Origin of the sequence: Paenibacillus sp. S02, from assembly GCF_019454065.1 — a bacterium.
Taxonomy (GTDB): Bacteria; Bacillota; Bacilli; order Paenibacillales; family Paenibacillaceae; genus Paenibacillus; species Paenibacillus polymyxa_B.
Window position 1 is genome coordinate 985211 of the sequence record NZ_CP073682.1, and the last position, 18582, is coordinate 1003792.

General features: G+C 43.3%; 18 protein-coding genes and 1 riboswitch. Of the genes, 14 read left to right on the forward strand and 4 right to left on the reverse strand.

Going from position 1 to position 18582, the window contains the following annotated elements; all coding sequences use genetic code 11:
- The first annotated feature begins 377 nt into the window (after positions 1 to 377).
- Complete coding sequence (locus KAI36_RS04460; RefSeq protein ID WP_220027065.1) at positions 378 to 3278, forward strand: S-layer homology domain-containing protein; 2901 nt, start codon at positions 378 to 380, stop codon at positions 3276 to 3278.
- Between the two features lie 107 nt (positions 3279 to 3385).
- On the opposite strand, the gene KAI36_RS04465 is transcribed toward KAI36_RS04460, so the two are convergent.
- On the reverse strand, positions 3386 to 4060 hold the full coding sequence (locus tag KAI36_RS04465) for an NAD(P)H-dependent oxidoreductase (protein ID WP_220027066.1): 675 nt from the start codon (positions 4058 to 4060) through the stop codon (positions 3386 to 3388).
- A gap of 143 nt (positions 4061 to 4203) precedes the next feature.
- Between KAI36_RS04465 and KAI36_RS04470 the strand changes: the two genes are divergently transcribed.
- Complete coding sequence (locus KAI36_RS04470) at positions 4204 to 4596, forward strand: winged helix-turn-helix transcriptional regulator (RefSeq protein ID WP_025721270.1); 393 nt, start codon at positions 4204 to 4206, stop codon at positions 4594 to 4596.
- 200 nt (positions 4597 to 4796) lie between these two features.
- Complete coding sequence (locus tag KAI36_RS04475; protein ID WP_104496661.1) at positions 4797 to 5789, forward strand: ABC transporter substrate-binding protein; 993 nt, start codon at positions 4797 to 4799, stop codon at positions 5787 to 5789.
- Positions 5790 to 5909: 120 nt separating this feature from the next.
- Here KAI36_RS04475 and KAI36_RS04480 read toward each other — a convergent pair whose 3' ends face one another.
- From KAI36_RS04480 to KAI36_RS04490, 3 genes are all read right to left on the reverse strand, one after another.
- On the reverse strand, positions 5910 to 7412 hold the full coding sequence (locus KAI36_RS04480) for a stalk domain-containing protein (protein WP_220027067.1): 1503 nt from the start codon (positions 7410 to 7412) through the stop codon (positions 5910 to 5912).
- Positions 7413 to 7639: 227 nt separating this feature from the next.
- Positions 7640 to 8275: a cyclodeaminase/cyclohydrolase family protein gene (locus KAI36_RS04485; RefSeq protein ID WP_023987124.1), complete on the reverse strand. Its 636-nt coding sequence runs from the start codon at positions 8273 to 8275 to the stop codon at positions 7640 to 7642.
- Complete coding sequence (locus KAI36_RS04490; RefSeq protein ID WP_220027068.1) at positions 8272 to 9138, reverse strand: bifunctional 5,10-methylenetetrahydrofolate dehydrogenase/5,10-methenyltetrahydrofolate cyclohydrolase; 867 nt, start codon at positions 9136 to 9138, stop codon at positions 8272 to 8274. Before KAI36_RS04490 ends, KAI36_RS04485 begins: the two co-directional genes overlap by 4 nt.
- Before the next feature lie 111 nt (positions 9139 to 9249).
- A riboswitch (ZMP/ZTP riboswitch) is annotated at positions 9250 to 9334 on the reverse strand.
- 213 nt (positions 9335 to 9547) lie between these two features.
- Here KAI36_RS04490 and desA point away from each other — a divergent pair.
- The 11 genes from desA to KAI36_RS04540 all read left to right on the forward strand — a co-directional run bounded on the left by desA (position 9548) and on the right by KAI36_RS04540 (position 18580).
- Complete coding sequence (gene desA, locus KAI36_RS04495) at positions 9548 to 10609, forward strand: Delta(5) desaturase DesA (RefSeq protein WP_071639671.1); 1062 nt, start codon at positions 9548 to 9550, stop codon at positions 10607 to 10609.
- Between the two features lie 284 nt (positions 10610 to 10893).
- Positions 10894 to 11439: a PadR family transcriptional regulator gene (locus KAI36_RS04500; RefSeq protein WP_220027069.1), complete on the forward strand. Its 546-nt coding sequence runs from the start codon at positions 10894 to 10896 to the stop codon at positions 11437 to 11439.
- Positions 11417 to 11914 carry a hypothetical protein gene (locus KAI36_RS04505; RefSeq protein ID WP_023987128.1) on the forward strand — a complete coding sequence of 166 codons (498 nt, stop codon included), beginning with the start codon at positions 11417 to 11419 and terminating at the stop codon, positions 11912 to 11914. Before KAI36_RS04500 ends, KAI36_RS04505 begins: the two co-directional genes overlap by 23 nt.
- Before the next feature lie 3 nt (positions 11915 to 11917).
- Positions 11918 to 12040, forward strand: a complete 123-nt coding sequence (locus KAI36_RS27100; protein ID WP_258382246.1) for a hypothetical protein — start codon at positions 11918 to 11920, stop codon at positions 12038 to 12040.
- A 201-nt stretch (positions 12041 to 12241) separates the two neighbouring features.
- On the forward strand, positions 12242 to 13375 hold the full coding sequence (locus KAI36_RS04510) for a sensor histidine kinase (RefSeq protein WP_220027070.1): 1134 nt from the start codon (positions 12242 to 12244) through the stop codon (positions 13373 to 13375).
- On the forward strand, positions 13372 to 13971 hold the full coding sequence (locus KAI36_RS04515; RefSeq protein WP_013308918.1) for a response regulator transcription factor: 600 nt from the start codon (positions 13372 to 13374) through the stop codon (positions 13969 to 13971). The genes KAI36_RS04510 and KAI36_RS04515 overlap by 4 nt, the downstream gene beginning before the upstream one ends.
- 146 nt (positions 13972 to 14117) lie before the next feature.
- Positions 14118 to 14738 carry a deoxynucleoside kinase gene (locus tag KAI36_RS04520; protein ID WP_023987130.1) on the forward strand — a complete coding sequence of 207 codons (621 nt, stop codon included), beginning with the start codon at positions 14118 to 14120 and terminating at the stop codon, positions 14736 to 14738.
- Positions 14738 to 15379 (forward strand): deoxynucleoside kinase, encoded by a 642-nt coding sequence (locus KAI36_RS04525; RefSeq protein ID WP_013308920.1) that lies wholly within the window; start codon positions 14738 to 14740, stop codon positions 15377 to 15379. Before KAI36_RS04520 ends, KAI36_RS04525 begins: the two co-directional genes overlap by 1 nt.
- 197 nt (positions 15380 to 15576) lie before the next feature.
- The gene (locus KAI36_RS04530) at positions 15577 to 16578 is read left to right on the forward strand and encodes a Gfo/Idh/MocA family protein (RefSeq protein WP_276572466.1); all 1002 of its coding nucleotides are present in this window, start codon (positions 15577 to 15579) and stop codon (positions 16576 to 16578) included.
- Between the two features lie 324 nt (positions 16579 to 16902).
- A complete protein-coding gene (locus KAI36_RS04535; protein ID WP_220027071.1) occupies positions 16903 to 17928 on the forward strand; it encodes a methionine ABC transporter ATP-binding protein in 1026 nt (341 codons plus the stop codon).
- The gene (locus tag KAI36_RS04540; RefSeq protein ID WP_023987133.1) at positions 17918 to 18580 is read left to right on the forward strand and encodes a methionine ABC transporter permease; all 663 of its coding nucleotides are present in this window, start codon (positions 17918 to 17920) and stop codon (positions 18578 to 18580) included. Before KAI36_RS04535 ends, KAI36_RS04540 begins: the two co-directional genes overlap by 11 nt.
- Positions 18581 to 18582: the final 2 nt, after the last annotated feature.

Below are 18582 nucleotides of genomic sequence, written 5' to 3' on the forward strand. Positions count from 1 at the left end.
AAAGAAGAGATAACATTGTGTATGGTGCTTTATACATGATGTTATCTTTTTTATTGTGATGCTCGCATCAGAAAATTTAGTAATGAAAAAATGCTGGAAATTTAATTCCCAATGAAAACCATTTTAAAAGATCGGGATATATGCCTTTAAAATAATGACAATTTTACGGATGGAATCGTAATCTAAAACTACTTTTTTTGCTGTCTTTATTCAATCCTAGGGATATTATTCCGATAATTCAAGTATATACAGTTTGGTGTTAATTGAAATGAAATCCGTTTGAAAACAAAAGAAATAATTTTCGGAATTTACACAGAAGTCCAGGTGCAAGTAACCTGATGCTATATTGTAAAGGAGGTGCAAGAATCCAAAATAATATGAAATGTGAAAAAAAGTTAAAACAAATTAGGCAGTACATCGCTGCTTTACTGGCTGTTTGGTTGTTCTGTATACATACTGTGCCTGTTTTTGCAGACAGGGCCTTTAACGATATTGAACATTCCTACGCAGCTGATGCAATTGAGGCCATGGCTGCTCAAGGGTATGTTACGGGTTATCAGGATGGTAGTTTTCGACCTGTACATTTTATATCGCGGCAGGAATGGGCGAGTATTTTCGCTAAAACCTTAAAACGAACTTCGGTTAACAAAAGCATTGTTCCTTTTAGTGATGTGTCACCGTGGGCTCTACCCTATGTGCAGACCTTGCAAGCAGAGAACATTACCAAAGGAATTAGTGATCAGTTATTTGGTGCAAAACACAATATGACTCGTCAGGATATGGCAGTGTGGTATGCCAGGTATTTTGGTGTCTCTGAAGATACCCGCGCTTCCGATAGATCCAGTTTTGTGGATCAGTCTGATATATCAGACTATGCACAAACGAGCGTATGGCTGATGGAACGTTTGGAGCTGATCGAGGGGGATACGAATCATTATTTCCATCCCAAAGAGTCTGTGAGACGGCAGGATGCTACACTGGTAGCGTATCGGATATGGCTAGGTGGCGACGGTCTGAGAGAACGTGCCAAGCGTTTGCTGGAGTCATTAGGAAATGGAACTGCAACGACGAATCAGCTAGCCAGTCCACCGGAATCGAAGAAGATCGTGGTCGACCTGGCGCCAGAAATTAGTCACCAGCGTGCGAATCCGGAGATCGAAGAGCCTAAAGGCCACAGTCCAAGACCCGATCCACCGGTATCTCCGGTAACACCTACAGAGCCGAACCCGGAACCGCCAGTTGTACGACCAGATCCCGGTCCCAAACCACCAGTGACACCACCAGTCATACCGCCAGTGATACCACCAGTGACTCCCTCAGAACCATCGGATCATTCTTCGGATTTTCTAGTGGATGAGGTCGTAATCAAGGCGCCCGAGTTGGTCAATCAACCGGAAACGTATCCTTCGTATCAGCTGTCCTTTGATCTCTACAATAAAGGGCACTTGGTAAGCATTCCCGCTGTTAGCGTCACAAGTGTCACCTACACATTTAGTGATACATTAGGTGTATTTGATGAACATGGGAAAATTGCGCATTCCGAAAATATACCTGCTGCTGATGGTTACATTCCTGTAGAGATGGAAGTCATCATTGCTAAACCCCATCAGGTGCTTAAAGCACAGACCAAGCTGATCGTGAAAGGAATGACTCCTCCGGTAGAGGACCCGAGTGTAATCAGGTCCGTATACTTGGCGACGTACACCATTCCACAGGCCACGACTCTAGACCCTGATGCCTGGAGCATGCCCTATGTATTTCAAAATGCAAAGGGAGAGGTCATACCGTCCGGTCTATTGCCGTCAGATTTAAAGCTTCGGATAGAGGATTCCAGAGGGATATTTGACGAGGATGGACATATTGCCAATCTGCATCTGATTCCTGCATTAAACTCTGTCATTCCATTCAAGATTGAGGTTGAGTCACCCTCTCAGGGAATTCACTTTATATCCGATGCCGAGTTAACTGTAGTACCAGGAGCACGCAAAAAGCAATATTTTGCTATCTCCATGATGCTGCAGGGAAAAGATGCGGGCAGTACGACCACGGTAGAGCAAATTGAGCAGTCACGTCAATTACTGATGGATCACTTTGGTACCAACTTAAAAGTGACGTGGGCCATGGAAAATAGATTTATTTTTGTGGAATCAAATCGTCCGCAGCTTAAAAAGGTTTTGGAATACGTGGATCAGTATGGCGATGAAGTTGGGATTTTGGATGGGTATCCGAATAATCTGTTTGATCTTCCTGAATGGGAAGCACAGATGAACGAGTGGTTGTATATGTATCGTTATAATGCCCTCAATGAGCTGCACCAATCTGGTTCGTTGGGATCACCTTCGGTGTTTGAAAGTATGGATACAGACCAATATCGGAAGTATCTGCCTAAATCATTGACCGGCTTTACGGTGAATCCTGAGCAGGCCCAATGGCTGAAGGATCATTTTAAGATCACCTCAGCGATGGGATGGTCGGCAACACAGTATAATGTGAACAACATGTATGGTGAGGGTTCACCTTTGATGCCTTACTGGTCCCATAAGGATAATCCGATTGTTCCGGCACAAGGGCTTACAAATAATAGCGGTATCGTATTTATGAACTCGATTACGATTGATCCCATTGGGTCGCGCTATACCAAAGATTCTTCACGCTGGACTCTCCATCCAGGTGATCCATATGTGACGGAAACGGATGCGGCACCACAACTGTATATAGCACAGCAATATTTAGATAACCCGTATCAACGTTTGAATACAGTAAACTACATGTCCATTATTTTGGATGTCAACTGGCTTGCCAAAAACCATAACATGTCTCAAATATGGGAGAACTTTGTGAAGCACTTCCCTGTTGACCGTGAGGTTGAGATTGTGGGCGTGGATGGGCTGAAACAGATTTATGAATCGATAGCTGGATTGAGTAATGATCATACGGAGTTTTCGCTCATGTTTAGAGGCTCAGGTTTTAAGGCAGTTATGGACTCCAATAATTCACCAGCCAATCTGCGTTACTTGTGGACTGAAAACGCCTCACAGCGGATTATTTTATCCAAGGAGGATGGAGATGCGGCATGGTCCATTATTGACTTTACTGACTATACCCGAAATCCGGTTCCGAAGATGGCCTACAATCTGGGTAAGAACACAGATGTAAGCTATGTCACTGGAAGGAACTTTAAGCTGCATCCTACGGCTCCGTTAACAGCAGATGAAATTCAGCGCGTAAAGGATCGTTTAAAGGAAATCTATTTCGCGGAAGAAGTAAATTATCAGTAAGGGTTTGGAATGACAGAATTTTTAAGACTTGAGGTTTTATGAAAAGGGGGTGTCCCAACAGCCATGGAAATGGTTGTGGGACGCCCCTTTGTTTTAGAGAAAAGCTTTTACACCCATTCAATAACCTGATTTACAGATCGCCGAGTTTTGCCACGCGGTTCGTTGAGACGGTATCCAAATGCCACCATACAAGAAATACCGAAATGCTCGGCATCCATAATGCCTTCTTCGGAGAGGATGCGTTCGATTTCCTGTTTATTAAAACCTTCGATAGGGCAGGAATCAATGCCGATTTGAGCTGCGGCAGTCATCATGTTGCCCAGTGCGATGTAGGTTTGTCGGCAGCCCCACTCGAACAAGGCTCTTTTATTTTCCTCCAGCCCAAAATCTGATTTTAGAAAGGCATCATACACTTTCTCTCTGCCTTGAATCACTTCAGCGGGTAATTGCTGCACGTTCTCCATCATACTCTTGATATAATCGGAGGAGGCTACCATATCTTCAGGAAGTCTAGAGAGGATGAGTACAAAATGGCTGGCTGTTGGCAGTTGTTTTTGGGCCCCCCAAGAGTAAGGCAGCAGCTTCTCACGCATAGCGTTACTCTGAACGACAACAAATTTCCAAGGTTCAAAGCCAAATGAGCTTGGAGATAAACGACCGGTTTCAAGAATAAAATCAAAATCGGAATCGCTAATTTTCTTATGACTATCAAACTCCTTCGTTGCATGTCTGAACTCGTATGCAGATAAGATTTGATCTTTAGTAGTAGTTAAGGTTTCCATCGTTATTCCACTCCTTATGGATGTGATTAAAATTGACGCTTACCAAGTGACATGCTTAATATTAGAATATACATGATCGTTTTTGAAGTACGCACATTAATGTGCTGTAGTATATAAAATGATACCTAGGAGGAGAAAAGCCTATGCGCAATCGGAAAGGCGGCTTTGGGGAATGTACCGCTGGAAATGATCAGGCGTGTCCAGTTGAGTTCACGCTGGACGTGATTGGGGGCAAATGGAAAGGGATTATTTTATATCATCTTATGTATGGGACTAAGCGATTTAGTGATTTTCGGCGGATCTGTCCGGGAATTACTCAGCGTATGCTGACACTCCAATTGCGCGAGCTGGAAGAGGACGGAGTCGTTCACCGTGAAGTCTACCAACAGGTTCCTCCTAAGGTCGAATACTCTCTAACTGAATTTGGAAAAACGCTGATCCCGATTATTAACCTGATGAAGGATTGGGGAGAAGAATATAAAACAAAACAACGACCACCAGAAAGCAGCCTTCAGCAACCTAGCCCCAATGTGTAGGTTTTTGAGACGGCTCCACGAAAAAAGACCTGGCCATCATTTTGGCAGGTCTTTTCATTTTTAAAGTGAAATGATGCAAAGTTCTTTTTTTAGTTGACAGTAAGGACGACGCTTGATATATTTCTTACGATATTGATAATCATTATCATTATTATGTGTATCGGGAGGATCATCTTCACAATATATAGGGGGCTAATCAGTTGAAAAGAAAATCGTATTTTATGATGACAGCTATGTTACTTGTATTGTCTGTATTCATCAGCGCTTGCGGCGGAAATAATAATGGAAGTAATCCGGCTTCATCTTCAGGAGATAAGCAAGAGTCGGCTACTACTGGAGAGACTAGAAGCTTTAAAACGGTTAAAGGGGATATTCAAATTCCTGCTAAGCCACAGCGCATTGTAACGGATTTTTACGGCGGAGAATTGCTGTCCGTGGGTGCTAACGTGGTGGGTGTGGAGCCGACTGCGTTTCAAAATCCTTTTCTGACCGATTTGCTGAAGGAAAAAGGAACCAAAGAGGTGGGTGATCCGACCAATTTGGAAAAGACGCTGGAACTCAAACCCGATCTGATCGTGGTTATGAAGGATACGAATTATGAGGCTCTTTCTAAAATCGCACCTACCCTGTACATTCCGTACGGTACGACGACTAATATCTATGATACGGTCAAGCTGTTCGGCGATATCACCGGGGAAAAGGAGAAGGCTGAGCAATTTATTGCTGCATTTGATAAAAAGGCCGCTGAAGGTCGCGCACGTCTTAAAGGTGTGATTGACGAAAAGGCAACTTTCGGTCTGTATGAGCTGACGGACAAAAACGCACTTTGGATTTTTGGCGACAATGCGGGGCGCGGCGGACAAGCCGTGTACAATGCGCTCAAACTGAATATGCCAAAGAAAACAGCTAACTCCAAGGAACAAACGGTGCAGCTTTCGATGGAGGTATTGCCACAGTATGACGCAGATTATATGTTCCTGACTACGTATGACCCGGAGAAAAAGGGTGACGCGCTCAAGCAACTGAAATCGTCCGCTGTGTGGGGGAATCTTCCTGCGGTGAAGAACAATAGAGTGTTCTTTAACGATTTTGATACGTATTATCGCTATGATCCAATCGCTATTACCGGGCAAATTGATATGATCGTAGATATGCTGGTCGAAAGAGAAAAAGAGAATAAAGCTAAACAATAGATGTGAGATTCTGCGTTGTAATGAATTGCCCAAAACGACTAAGAGATCGCATAATATACGCAGTATCTAGCAATAAAAACCAGTCCAACATGAATCATGTTTGGACTGGTTTTTTATTTACTATTTCGTCGTAATTTCAATAGTATCTTCTTTTTGTATCCAATCTACTTTGGCCCCTAGTGTTTCGCTGATTAGCCTTAATGGAAGATAACCAATACCATTCACCATGAAGGGCGGATTGGTGAGCTTTACAGCTTTACCGTTCACTTTTGTTTGGATGGTTTTGAAATTTACTTCTAGAGAGACAGGATGGTCTTCTGTCTTAGACTGATTCATATTCGCTATTTTGCTGTTGAAATCATAAGCGATCTCGGCCCCCAGCTTGTCAAAAACAGAACGAAGGGGAATAAAAGCCTGCCCGTTGCGGGTAATGGCACCATTACTCAGAGGGACAGGCGAACCATTAAGACAGACAAGAATCGGTTTTTGTACAGGAACTGGTGAACTATAAAGAAACTCATAGTCCCCTATACCGAGCTGCGCGTGTTTGTTGACACCCCAGCCCCATAGGGCGCCATCTGCTTTTTGCATGATTACGTGCCGTGGGCCTGCTTTGATGCTTTGAATATTTTTAGCAAGTAATGTAAAGGGGGCATTGGATGATAACTTTTCACCATCTAGAGACGCAACATATACATTCCCAGCAGTGGTTAGGGCAAGTATGGAGCGTTCAACGAAAAAGGCGTCTTTAACATCCTTTACTCCTGTTAATAGTACAGGGGTATTTTCGTTGTGATAGGTTGTATTATCTGAGGAACCTGTAACTGTAGCACCCCAGAACCATAGTCGACTTTGCTGATCAATCGCGAGATTGGAATACCTATTGGCCTTGATTGTCTTGATGCCCGATAAGGATTGAATTTGCGATACGGATAGAGTTTCGGACGGAGTTGCATTTTTATCAAATTCTTTGGGCCACGTCCACACGGTGCCATCTTTTTTTAAGGCTATGTTTTTAGCAATTGCAGTAATATCCTTTAATGATGAAATAGGTTCGAAGCCCTGCAAGGCTTTTGTATTTTTCCACACACTGCCGTCTTTCTTTAGAAATATCCAGCGTTCCTCATAATCCGGTCTTTCCTCATAGTAACTATCTATATTGGCAACCTCTTCGAGGCCAGATAGGGTTTGAAAAGGACTAGAGATGTTTCCATTGTCGAGTCGATCAGCGGAAGATATGCTGCCTTCGCTGCTCAGAGCGAGCACATGATCATTCAAACTACTTACAGCTGCGAGGTTTTGTAATCCTTTCAGAGGAACGAATTTCACGGATTCAGCAATATTATTTCTAGGCACATACCAAGCAGAGTGGTCTTGTAAGGAAAATACCAGATCGCCCTCGTTGATGATATTAGAAAATGTTTTTACAACGTCCGGCTTACCCTCTACGCGAGTCGGTACGGATTGATTATAGCCCCACAGCCACAAGCTTCCATCGGATTGAATCAGACTCCCAGAATCATAGGAACGAATATGGGATGTAGACTCCTTTTCGTCCGCCCACGCGTTAGAACTGAATAACAATAACGTGAATATACTGAGTAATAGAGTTCGTCTTTTCATACGATTTTCCTCATTTCTTGATCAATGTGTATAAGATAAAAAATGATACCTTCGAGAATATCCTCCTATCCATAGACGTAGATAATATAGAAAAGTTTTCCAAAATGTATAAATTTCAATAAAATAACCTCCAAACCCACGATTAGAGATGGATTTGGAGGCTATTTCTTTTAACGAGTAAGCAGAAATATGTTGGTTAGAACAGGTTAAACACGGTTATGAGCAGACTAATTCGCTATTCGACTGCGCACCATCAACAAGGTTTGGTCTTTGATTTGTCCGATTTCACGGATGAGTGCGGCTGTCTTGGTCTCATAGGAGTATTTGACGTCCAAGTCTTTCAGCGAAGCAAGGTTAATGTCGACGGTAAGCAGGGCAGATTGAGCTGCTGCTTCGAACAGGATCGCGCCGATGCCAAGATCCGAAATCACATTTTTATTGGACATTTCCACAATGTTATAGGCTTGCGACAATCCGTCCCGGCATACTTCCAGCAGACGCATGGGTACCTCAATGGCAGCGATCACCGCTGTCTGTAAGGAATGGGTACGATAGCGCTTTTCTTCATCTGTTTCCTTGGGCAAACGCAGCGCGGTCATGTACTGTTCAAAGGATTGGATGTCTGCGACCATTAGTTCCTCACAATGTGTCGACAATCTTTCCATGCTGCTAATGACGTCCGTGATTTGTTCATGGATGTGCGCATATTTTTCTCCTTGTGAAAGGTTGGCGGTCATGGAGGTCATAGCCGCGCCTAGTGCCGCAGCCAGTGCGGATACACTTCCTCCGCCGGGGGTAGGCGCTGCACTTGCAGCCTCTTTCAGAAAATGTCCGATGGAATTGTTCCACGACAGTTCACTCATGAATAGACCACCTCTCTGGAGTAGTGTTGCAGATGTATCGCTTTGAGCAGATTTTTGTACAAAATCGCAGTCGTTAAGGTGCCAACACCGCCGGGAACCGGAGAAATGGCATGTACCTTTTCACCCACGTTTGAAGCAGCGTCACCCACGATTTTTCCTTCCAGCGTCTCGTTAATTCCTGCATCCACGAGAATCAGACCAGGATGGACCATATCCTGCGTAATCACATCAGGGCATCCGACTGCAACGAAGGCAATGTCTGCATGGCTCAGATGCTCTGCAATATCACGCGTACCTGCATGACAGGCGGTAACGGTGGCATTTTCTCTTTGCAACATGTGGAAAAGGGGAAGTCCCACTGTCTGCCCGATGCCCACGAGAGTGACATTTTTGCCTGCCAAGGTGTGACCGTAATGCTTGAGCAGCTCGATACAGGCTTGAGGTGTTGCGGGATATAGTCCGGCGTCACCTGTTACGGTAGCCAGCTTGTTATCAGGTGTTATTCCATCAATATCTTTGTAGGGGGCGATGGATTGTTTAATAACGGAGGCGGAAAGATGTTGGGGAAGCGGCAGTTCCAGCATAATACCATGTACATGGGATGCATCGTTCAGACTGCCGATCAGGTGCAGTAGCTCGGTTTCGCTAACATGACGATCAAAAGTATGGAGATGAAATGAGATGCCCAGCTTCTCCGCTATTTTTTGCTTGGTCCGGGCATAGTATGCAGATGCCGGATCGCCTTCTACCAATAGGGTCGCCAGATGGGGACGGTGTCCTTGCTGCTTCATTTTTTCTACCTGTGAACGGATCGTTGCATATACTTGCTCAGCTGCTTCTTTGGATTTCATGATTATAGCCATAGTCCGTGCCTCCTCTGAATTTATCGCATGATTTATCAACAGGGTGTCATGGTCTTAAAACGAAAAAAAAGTATTTGCACAAGGTCGTCAAGACAGACGAATCCTCTGCAAATACTTCTCCCAGGCGAACGGTACGCTTTTTTTGTATGCTCCCTCGTGGTTTATTCCACTGACTTCGCCAGTCACATACAGCGTTATTATACCTTATATTTTAACAAATAATCATCAGAAAAGAAACCCGCGAACATTTGGAAAACGGGTTGTGTTACTTGTCTATATGACAAATGTCATATACTCGAGCTGACGTTTATGACTACAGCGCCTAGAGGCTTTACCTTATACTGAGATTAGATCAACATGTACGCCTAACAGAATCAAGGTATAGGCGTCATTTTAAAGGAGGATCATAATGAGTATGACACAACTCCCATTAGCCCAATTGAAAAAAAATATGGCTCCCTACGAGAAAATAAACACAAAATCCAGCGTTCTGCAACTCATCAATACCTTGGGTCCACTGATCCTATTGTGGTATGCTGCTTATCTTAGTCTGTCGGTTTCGTACTGGCTGACACTTCCAATTGCCATTGTTGCATCGGGGTTTGTGGTACGGACGTTTATTATTTTTCATGATTGTGGTCATCAATCCTTCTTCAAAAGCCGCAAGCTGAACGACATTGTGGGAACGATTACAGGTATTATTACGCTCTGTCCTTATCACCAATGGAAAAATAGTCACGCAATCCACCATGCAACCAGCAGTAATCTGGATAAAAGAGGCACAGGTGACATGTGGGTGCTTACGGTAGAAGAGTACACAGAGGCTTCCACATGGACACGGTTGGCCTATCGCATATATCGAAATCCTTGGGTTATGTTTGGACTAGGTCCGATCTATACTTTTTTGATTTCCTATCGCTTTAATATCAAGACAGCCAAACGCAAGGAAAAAATGAACACCTATGTGACGAATATATCCATCGTTGTATTGTACGCACTGTTGTCATGGGCTATTGGATGGCAGGCCTTCCTTCTGGTACAGGCACCTATCTTTTTTGTATCTGGTATGTTGGGAATCTGGCTGTTCTATGTACAACACCAATTTGAGGATTCGTATTTTGAGCACGATGAAGAGTGGAGTTATATTAATGCAGCCGTAGAAGGCAGTTCTTACTACAAGCTTCCTAAAGTATTGCAATGGATTACGGGCAATATCGGATTTCATCACGTTCATCACTTGAGCCCAAAAGTGCCAAATTATAATTTGGAAAAAGCGCATGAAGCGACACCGTTACTTCAAAAAGCAACCACAATCACAGTGAGTAGCAGTCTGCAATCTTTGAAGTTCCGACTTTGGGATGAAAATACGAAAACCTTTTTGACCTTTAAACAAGTGAAGCCGCTCCTCAGCAAACGTGTTGCAGTTACGAAACCCATCCCTACACCTGTTGTAAGCACAGAAAGAAAATAACTTTGTACAAAACTCTTCTGAAGAGATGTTGAAAAATTGCAGTTTACTTTGAGAAATCTAAAGGGATAACATCCTTTTAGATTTTTTTGTTTATATTGAAAATGCAGTACTTTCATTCTTTGTTTTAGCAAGCGCTATTGACAAATCGATCGTCAACCTTTACATTCTATATATCGAGACGATATATATCGATTATATATAAATTAGCTACATATAAACAGAGATAAGTTCCCTTTGATTTCAGAAGGATAATTCACTATGCCAGGAAAGAAGGAATAGATTTTATGTTGATTTATGTAATACTTGGGTTCCTCTGCGAAAAGGATATGACAGGATATGAAATCAAGCAGAAGATGACGATAAGCACTTCCAACTTTATTGATGCCAGCTTCGGAAGCATATATCCTATGCTGAAAAAAATGGAAAAGGGGGAGCTTATCAAGTATGAAGAAGTGGTAGAGGAAGGCAGATTCAAAAAATCATATGGTATTACGGAAAAAGGGAAGAGTGAATTTATAGAATGGTTAAAAACACCATGTACTTTTTCCCCTTTTAATTATGAGTATTTGAGTAAGCTTTTCTTCTATAAATATCTTGACGACATTGAGGTTGTTCGTTTGATTGCCAGCTTTCAAACTACTGTCGCCTGTGAATATAACCAGCTTGCCTTGATAGAAGAGAAGCACGTTCATGAGATGGGTGTATATGAGCACGCGACGTTGATGTTTGGCAAAGAATATTTTCAAATGATTATGAATTGGCACGATGAACTCACAAGAAAAATTACAGGAAAGAAGGATAGTGAATATGAGAATGACAAAGAAATTTAAATTGCAGATTGCAGCTAAAAATGTGGATTTGTACAAATGGGTAACTGAGATGACTCCAGCTGAATATGAATCATTTTCAAAAGCTCATAAGGCAATGGGCAGTTATTTTGAAGATGGTGAATTCTATATGGTTAATGTGGAAAATATGGGGAATGAGATGATTGTTCAGCACTATCAATTAAAAGAGCACACAAAGGATCATTTGCGTTTCTACTCTGACAAGACAGAAGCATATATATGGCGATGGATACCCGCCATCGTTGGAGTTCCATGGGAAATGAAGGTCACGCCTGTTGATAACAACTCTTGCGAATTTAGTTGTACGATTGGAGCGGACTTTCCATCTCGGCTATTGGCTTTTGCAGCATGGATAAATGGTTTTGGTGGATTCTTTATGAGAAAACATTTAGCTGATGAGGGCGGAAAATTTGCTAAAGATATAGAAAAGAAATTTAATAACGTCAGGTATGTATAATTCATGAACGAGCTGATCAGAAATATAGACCAGTCCCATTTCAAAGCACGATCTGGTGCAGTGGGTGGAGTGTACAGTGAATGGCTTAAGCTTGAGATCAGTTCCCGCAAACTGGACGGCTTCTAATCAAAGTGTTCATTTGCGGTTCACAGTTATTGATCGGCAGCTATTTCTCGAATGAGGGGGCATGGGTGAACTATCATCCATGAGTACGTAAGCGGCAACACCCCCAGGAAAGGCTTCACCTTTGGTGCTTTCGAGCAGACGAGACCAGTGGTATGATAAGATAAGGGATATAAGTCATGTGAAGTAGAAGAGGGTGGAAGGATGCAAAAATGGTATCAGATTTTCCAAAGAAATACAGGGCTTAGCCCTTATGTGTGGGTCGTCTTTTATATCCTGCCCTTTTACTACTTTAGCTCTTCATCTACAAGTCATATTATTCTGGGTACTGCTATTATTTTGGTATTCTTTGCATGTTATGTATTGGCTTTTGTCTCAAAAGGCTGGCTCATATACTTCTGGACCAGTGTACAGATTGCCATATCGATTACCATGACATTGCTGTTTAGCTATATGTATTTTTCTATATTTATTGCCTATTTGATCGGTAATATTAAAAGTAAGGCTGCATTTACGACGCTGTATATAATTTTAATGGTTATTACGATTGGATTGATCAATTACGGTTTTGTATCTCAGAATCCCGTTTTTATTAAACAGATTCCTTTTATCCTGCTCAATCTGATCGGTGTGATTCTCCTTCCGATTACGAATTTTAATCGCAACAAAAGCGATCGGCTCCAAGTCCAATTAGAGGATGCCAATAAGAAAATATCGGAATTGATTAAGCTGGAGGAACGGCAAAGAATTGCGCGTGACCTGCACGATACCTTAGGTCAGAAGCTGTCACTCATCGGGCTGAAGAGCGATTTGGCGGGCAAACTGATGGATCAGTACCCGGAGCGTGCTCATGCTGAAATTAACGATGTTCGTCTCACAGCGAGAAGCGCGTTAAAAGAGGTGCGGGAAATGGTTACTCAAATGCGCGGTATGCGACTAGAGGATGAGCTGTTACGTATTCGGCAGATCTTAAAGGCTGCTCACATTGAATTGACTCTGGAGGGCGACCCAAAGCTGGAGCATACATCATTAATGAATGAAAATGTACTTAGTATGTGTATGAAGGAAGCAGTGACAAATGTGGTTAAGCACAGTGGAGCCACCGCTTGTTCCATCACCATTGAGCCGTCTCGTAAGGAATTAACTCTTCGGATTCAGGATAATGGAGTCGGTGCTACGGGGGAAAATGGGGCCTTTCGGGGAAATGGCCTGCAAGGAATGAAGGAAAGGCTCGAATTCGTGAACGGGTGTATGGAGTTGCGTTCAGATCAGGGAACGACCTTGGTCATTAAAGTGCCCAATATCCCTGAAAAGCCAAATGAGGAGGTGGGGCCATGATTCGAATTGTTATCGCGGAGGACCAGCGTATGCTGCTGGGTGCTCTAGCCTCCCTGCTAGACTTGGAAGAGGACATGAAAGTAGTCGGAAAAGCAAGCAACGGGGAAGAAGCTATAGAACTGGTGAAGCTGCACCAGCCAGATATATGCATTATGGACATCGAAATGCCGATTAAGAGCGGATTGGATGCGGCTGAGGAACTCAAAGCCTTGAACTGCAAGGTACTGATTTTAACTACGTTTGCTCGCCCCGGGTATTTTGAACGAGCGATCAAGGCGGGGACACACGGTTATCTGCTCAAGGACAGTCCCAGTGAAGAGCTGGCTTCCTCTATTCGAAGTATTATGGCAGGTCGACGTATTTACGCTCCAGAACTGGTCGATGATGCTTATGCCGAAGTCAACCCGCTAACAGAGCGTGAAAAGACCGTTTTGGCGCTCATCGCTGACGGAAAGAATACAAAAGAGATTGCTGGTGAACTGTATTTAACGACAGGGACGGTGCGCAATTATATTTCAGTCATTCTCGATAAGCTGGGTGTCAGTAACCGGATCGAGGCGATTACACGTTTTAATGAAAAAGGTTGGTTTAAATGAGAAACAGGGACGCTATGAAGCAAAATGTAGCGCTCTGTTTTTTTTGTTTTATCCATAGATTTGGTATGCCTTTAGCATACTACCTTGTGATACAATAGGATAGTTGTCCACAGGATGGACGGGAGTACAAGGAGGAGCAGAACCACATGAAACAAGCCCCATTTATAGCCGTTGAAGGGCCAATCGGAGCAGGTAAAACGACGTTGGCTTCGATGCTTTCAACCGAGCTACATTTGCCGATAATCAAAGAGATTGTCGAGGAGAACCCATTTCTCGATAAATTTTATCAAAATATAGATGAGTGGAGTTTTCAGCTGGAAATGTTTTTTCTCTGCAATCGGTATAAGCAGCTGGAGGATACTGGTCTGCAATATATCGAGAAAGCTCAGCCCGTTATTTCTGATTATCATATCTACAAGAATTTGATTTTTGCTGAACGTACGCTTAAGGGTGTGAAGCTCGAAAAATATCGTCAAATCTATCATTTGCTCACAGATGATATGCCTAAGCCGGACATTATCATTTATATTAAAGCAGATTTGGATACCTTACTGGGGAGAATTCGCAAGCGTGCACGCTCTTTTGAACAGGAGATGGACCCCGCCTATCTAGAGCAATTGATAATAGATTATGATAAAGGCATTCAGTTTCTCGCTGAACAGTCCCCTTCCCCTCGTATATTGACCGTGAACGGGAATGAAATTGATTTTGTAGAAAACCAGGCACAATTTAAACAAATTGTTTCCGATGTAAAGGAGCTTATATAGTGAATAATTACAACATTCCTGCGAATGCCCTGATTACGGTAGCGGGTACAGTGGGTGTAGGTAAATCCACGCTGACTGGTGCTTTGGCCGGACGCCTTGGTTTTAAAACCTCCTTGGAGCAGGTCGATCATAATCCCTATCTGGAGAAATTTTATCACGATTTCGAAAGATGGAGCTTTCATTTGCAAATTTATTTTCTCGCGGAACGCTTCAAGGAACAAAAGAATATTTTCTTGTCTGGTGGAGGTTTTGTGCAGGATCGTTCTATTTATGAGGACACAGGCATTTTTGCGAAAATGCATGCCGATCAGGGAACGATGAACCCTACCGATTATGAAACGTATACTAGCCTGTTTGAGGCGATGGTGATGACACCGTTTTTCCCGCACCCTGATGTGTTGATCTATCTGGAAGGCAGCTTGCCCTCCATACTGAGTCGGATTGAGGAGCGCGGTCGCGAGATGGAGATCCAGACCGAGCGTTCTTATTGGGAGCAAATGCATCGCAGATATTCCAATTGGATCAACGAATTTGATGCCTGTCCTGTACTGCGTCTGAACATTGATGAATATGATGTACACGACCCAGCTTCCATGGATGCCATTTTGGAAGAAGTAGGAAAAGTGATATCAAAAAAATAGAGATATAACCCCAAATAAATAACAGGGACTGTGGTACAATCAGTATAAATTATGCTGATAGACTACAGTCTTTTTTTGTCGAATGAACATGTTAAAGCATGAGATATGACTAACGGTATAGTGGACAAGTTTAGGCTGGAATGCGAGAATAGGTACATATGAATTGTAATGACTCACGGGAAGGATGGGATACTGTGATGCGTTTTGGTATTGTTGGAACCAACTGGATAACAGAGAGGTTTATTCAAGCTGCGATGGAGACGGACGAATTTTCCCTGACGGCGGTGTACTCACGCACAGAGGATAAGGGCAAAGCTTTTGCTGACAAATATAACAGCCAGCCGGAGGTTTTCACAGACCTGGCGCAAATGGCCGCAAGTGATCAGGTAGATGCCGTATATATTGCCAGTCCCAATTCCTTGCATGCGGAGCAGGCGATCCTATGTATGAATCACGGAAAGCACGTGCTGTGTGAGAAGCCTTTTGCTTCTAATGCAACAGAGGTGCAGAGCATGATCGAAGCTGCGCGCAACAACGATGTTCTGCTGATGGAAGCCGTTAAATCCACGCTTATGCCTAACTTTAAAATAATAAAGGATCATATGTATAAAATAGGCCGGGTTCGGCGTTATTTTGCAAGCTACTGTCAATACTCCTCACGCTTTGATGCTTTTAAGCAAGGTAAGGTATTGAATGCGTTTAATCCGGCCTTTTCCAATGGTTCCTTGATGGACCTTGGAGTGTATTGTTTGTATCCTATGGTGACTTTGTTCGGCAAACCGGAGGAGGTTCGGGCGGTTGGTGTACTTTTGTCCTCTGGTGTCGATGGCGAGGGCAGTATCGTGATGAGGTATCCTGATATGGATGCTATCGTCATGCATTCCAAAATTACAGATTCCTATCTGCCTGCTGAAATTCAGGGTGAGAATGGAACGATGGTGATCGACAAAATCAGCCAGCCCTATGAGGTGAAAATTCATTATCGGGACGGTACGATTGAGGATTTGACGAAAGCTCAGACGCGTGAGCCGATGTATTATGAAATTCAGGAATTTATTGATCTGATCAAGAGTGGTGAACGCAACAGTTCCATCAACTCCTTGGAGTGTTCACTAGCAGTCGCTGAAGTGATGGAGGATGCAAGACAACAAATCGGCCTTCGATTTGAAGCGGATTTGAAAAATACTTCTACACGTTAGTCTGTGGGATGATCAAGCTTACAAAGCACAAAGGGCTGCCGATTTTGCAAACTTTGCAAATATACGGTTAGCCTTATTTGGCTTTGTAGGCCTAAAAGTGTAAGCAATTGTGATTACAGAAGTCTGAAAGCTATATTCATTTTTTATTGACAGATTCTTCTTCTTGTCTTAAGGTGTTAACAATGCAATATACAGTTAAATAATCCCACCTTCGTTCAAACGAAGATTAGGGAATTTTTTTAGGGTATAAATCCGATTAAATCCACCGGATTACTAAAATGGGATGGAGGAATACATACATTGTAGACGTAAGGAGGAAGCAGTTTGATAAAGTTTGAACAAGTTAGCAAAATATTTACCTTACCCAATCGTAAGGTAAATGCACTCGAAGAGGTTTCGTTATCGATTGAAAAAGGAGAAATTTTCGGCGTGATTGGCTTTAGCGGTGCAGGTAAAAGTACGCTGCTCCGGCTTGTCAATTTACTGGAACGCCCCTCAGAGGGACGAATTGTCGTTAATGATCAGGATGTTACTCAGATACGACCCAAGGAACTAAGAAATTTAAGAAGACGGATCGGGATGGTATTTCAAACCTTTAATTTGTTTAACTCTCGTACTGTATATGGGAATCTGGCTTATCCTCTAAAACTGGCTAAACTGCCCAAGGCACAGATAGATGCTCGTGTTAAGGAACTGCTGCAATTTGTTGGATTGGAGGATAAAGCGGATTCCTATCCGGAGCAGTTATCTGGCGGGCAAAAGCAACGGGTCGGCATTGCCAGAGCACTGGCGAATTCGCCCGATATTCTCATCTGTGATGAAGCGACCTCGGCCCTCGATCCGGAAACGACAGAAGATATATTGAGGCTGCTGAAAAAAGTAAATGAAGAGTACCAGATTACGATCTTGCTCATAACCCATGAAATGAATGTGATTCGCAGTATTTGTGACCGTGTGGCGGTGATGGAGAATGGTAGGGTGATTGAGCAGGGCAGTGTGTTCGATGTATTTGCCAATCCACAGACGAAGACGACGAAAAATTTTATTCGCTCTGTACTAAATGATCAGCTTTCACCCAAACTGCTGAGCAAGATTCGGGAGCATCACGCTGGCCGATTGTACAGACTTGTTTTTCGGGGTGGGGCGACCAGTGAACCGGTGCTTTCTAGAGCGACACGGAAGCATAATCTGGATTATAACATTGTATATGGAAGCATTAATGAGCTGCAGGGAGCGCTGTTCGGAAGCCTGATTGTCGAGTTAATCGGCGCAGACGATGAAGTTAACAAGGTCGTGGAGGAACTACGAACGACGGTGGAAGTCAGGGAGGTCGTCGATCATGAGAGTTAATTGGGATACATTTTGGCTCAAGGTAGTGGAGGCTACAGGGGAAACGCTTTTGATGGTTGTTGTCACGCTGATTTTTGCCAGTATTCTGGGGCTTATGATTGGTTTAGTACTATATGTGACACGTAAAGGGAGCTTGTTTGAAAACAAATTTGTGTTTATGTTTCTGAATTTGCTGATTAATATCATTCGCCCGATTCCGTTTATCATTTTTTTAGTGGCGATTAGCCCGTTTACGCGTTTAATCATGGGAACCACGATTGGAACCTCGGCGGCTATTTTCCCAATGACTATTGTAGCGGCCTTTGCTGTAGCGAGAATTGTAGAAAATAATCTGGTCTCCATAGATCCGGGCATGATAGAAGCTGCCAAGGCACTGGGAGCGACTCCATTTCAGATCATCACGGGTGTGTTGATTCGGGAAGCGCTGGGACCTTTGATTCTTGGGTTGACGTTTATTACCGTGGCCTTGATTGATTTCTCTGCCATGGCTGGTACGGTGGGCGGAGGTGGTCTGGGGAATCTAGCAATGACCTATGGTTATCAACGATTCGATACCTCGGTCATGATTGTCACGATTGTTTTGCTGATCCTTTTTGTACAGGTTGCCCAATATGCGGGGAACTACTTGTCTCGTAAATTTCTACGGCGCTAATG

Bases quoted from the DNA above. Each gene is read 5' to 3' on its own strand.
- KAI36_RS04460 (WP_220027065.1), top strand. From the start codon at position 378: ATGAAATGTGAAAAAAAGTTAAAACAAATTAGGCAGTACATCGCTGCT.
- KAI36_RS04465 (WP_220027066.1), bottom strand. From the start codon at position 4,060: ATGGAAACCTTAACTACTACTAAAGATCAAATCTTATCTGCATACGAG.
- KAI36_RS04470 (WP_025721270.1), top strand. From the start codon at position 4,204: ATGCGCAATCGGAAAGGCGGCTTTGGGGAATGTACCGCTGGAAATGAT.
- KAI36_RS04480 (WP_220027067.1), bottom strand. From the start codon at position 7,412: ATGAAAAGACGAACTCTATTACTCAGTATATTCACGTTATTGTTATTC.
- KAI36_RS04485 (WP_023987124.1), bottom strand. From the start codon at position 8,275: ATGAGTGAACTGTCGTGGAACAATTCCATCGGACATTTTCTGAAAGAG.
- KAI36_RS04490 (WP_220027068.1), bottom strand. From the start codon at position 9,138: ATGGCTATAATCATGAAATCCAAAGAAGCAGCTGAGCAAGTATATGCA.
- desA (WP_071639671.1), top strand. From the start codon at position 9,548: ATGAGTATGACACAACTCCCATTAGCCCAATTGAAAAAAAATATGGCT.
- KAI36_RS04500 (WP_220027069.1), top strand. From the start codon at position 10,894: ATGTTGATTTATGTAATACTTGGGTTCCTCTGCGAAAAGGATATGACA.
- KAI36_RS04505 (WP_023987128.1), top strand. From the start codon at position 11,417: ATGAGAATGACAAAGAAATTTAAATTGCAGATTGCAGCTAAAAATGTG.
- KAI36_RS27100 (WP_258382246.1), top strand. From the start codon at position 11,918: ATGAACGAGCTGATCAGAAATATAGACCAGTCCCATTTCAAAGCACGA.
- KAI36_RS04510 (WP_220027070.1), top strand. From the start codon at position 12,242: ATGCAAAAATGGTATCAGATTTTCCAAAGAAATACAGGGCTTAGCCCT.
- KAI36_RS04515 (WP_013308918.1), top strand. From the start codon at position 13,372: ATGATTCGAATTGTTATCGCGGAGGACCAGCGTATGCTGCTGGGTGCT.
- KAI36_RS04520 (WP_023987130.1), top strand. From the start codon at position 14,118: ATGAAACAAGCCCCATTTATAGCCGTTGAAGGGCCAATCGGAGCAGGT.
- KAI36_RS04530 (WP_276572466.1), top strand. From the start codon at position 15,577: ATGCGTTTTGGTATTGTTGGAACCAACTGGATAACAGAGAGGTTTATT.
- KAI36_RS04540 (WP_023987133.1), top strand. From the start codon at position 17,918: ATGAGAGTTAATTGGGATACATTTTGGCTCAAGGTAGTGGAGGCTACA.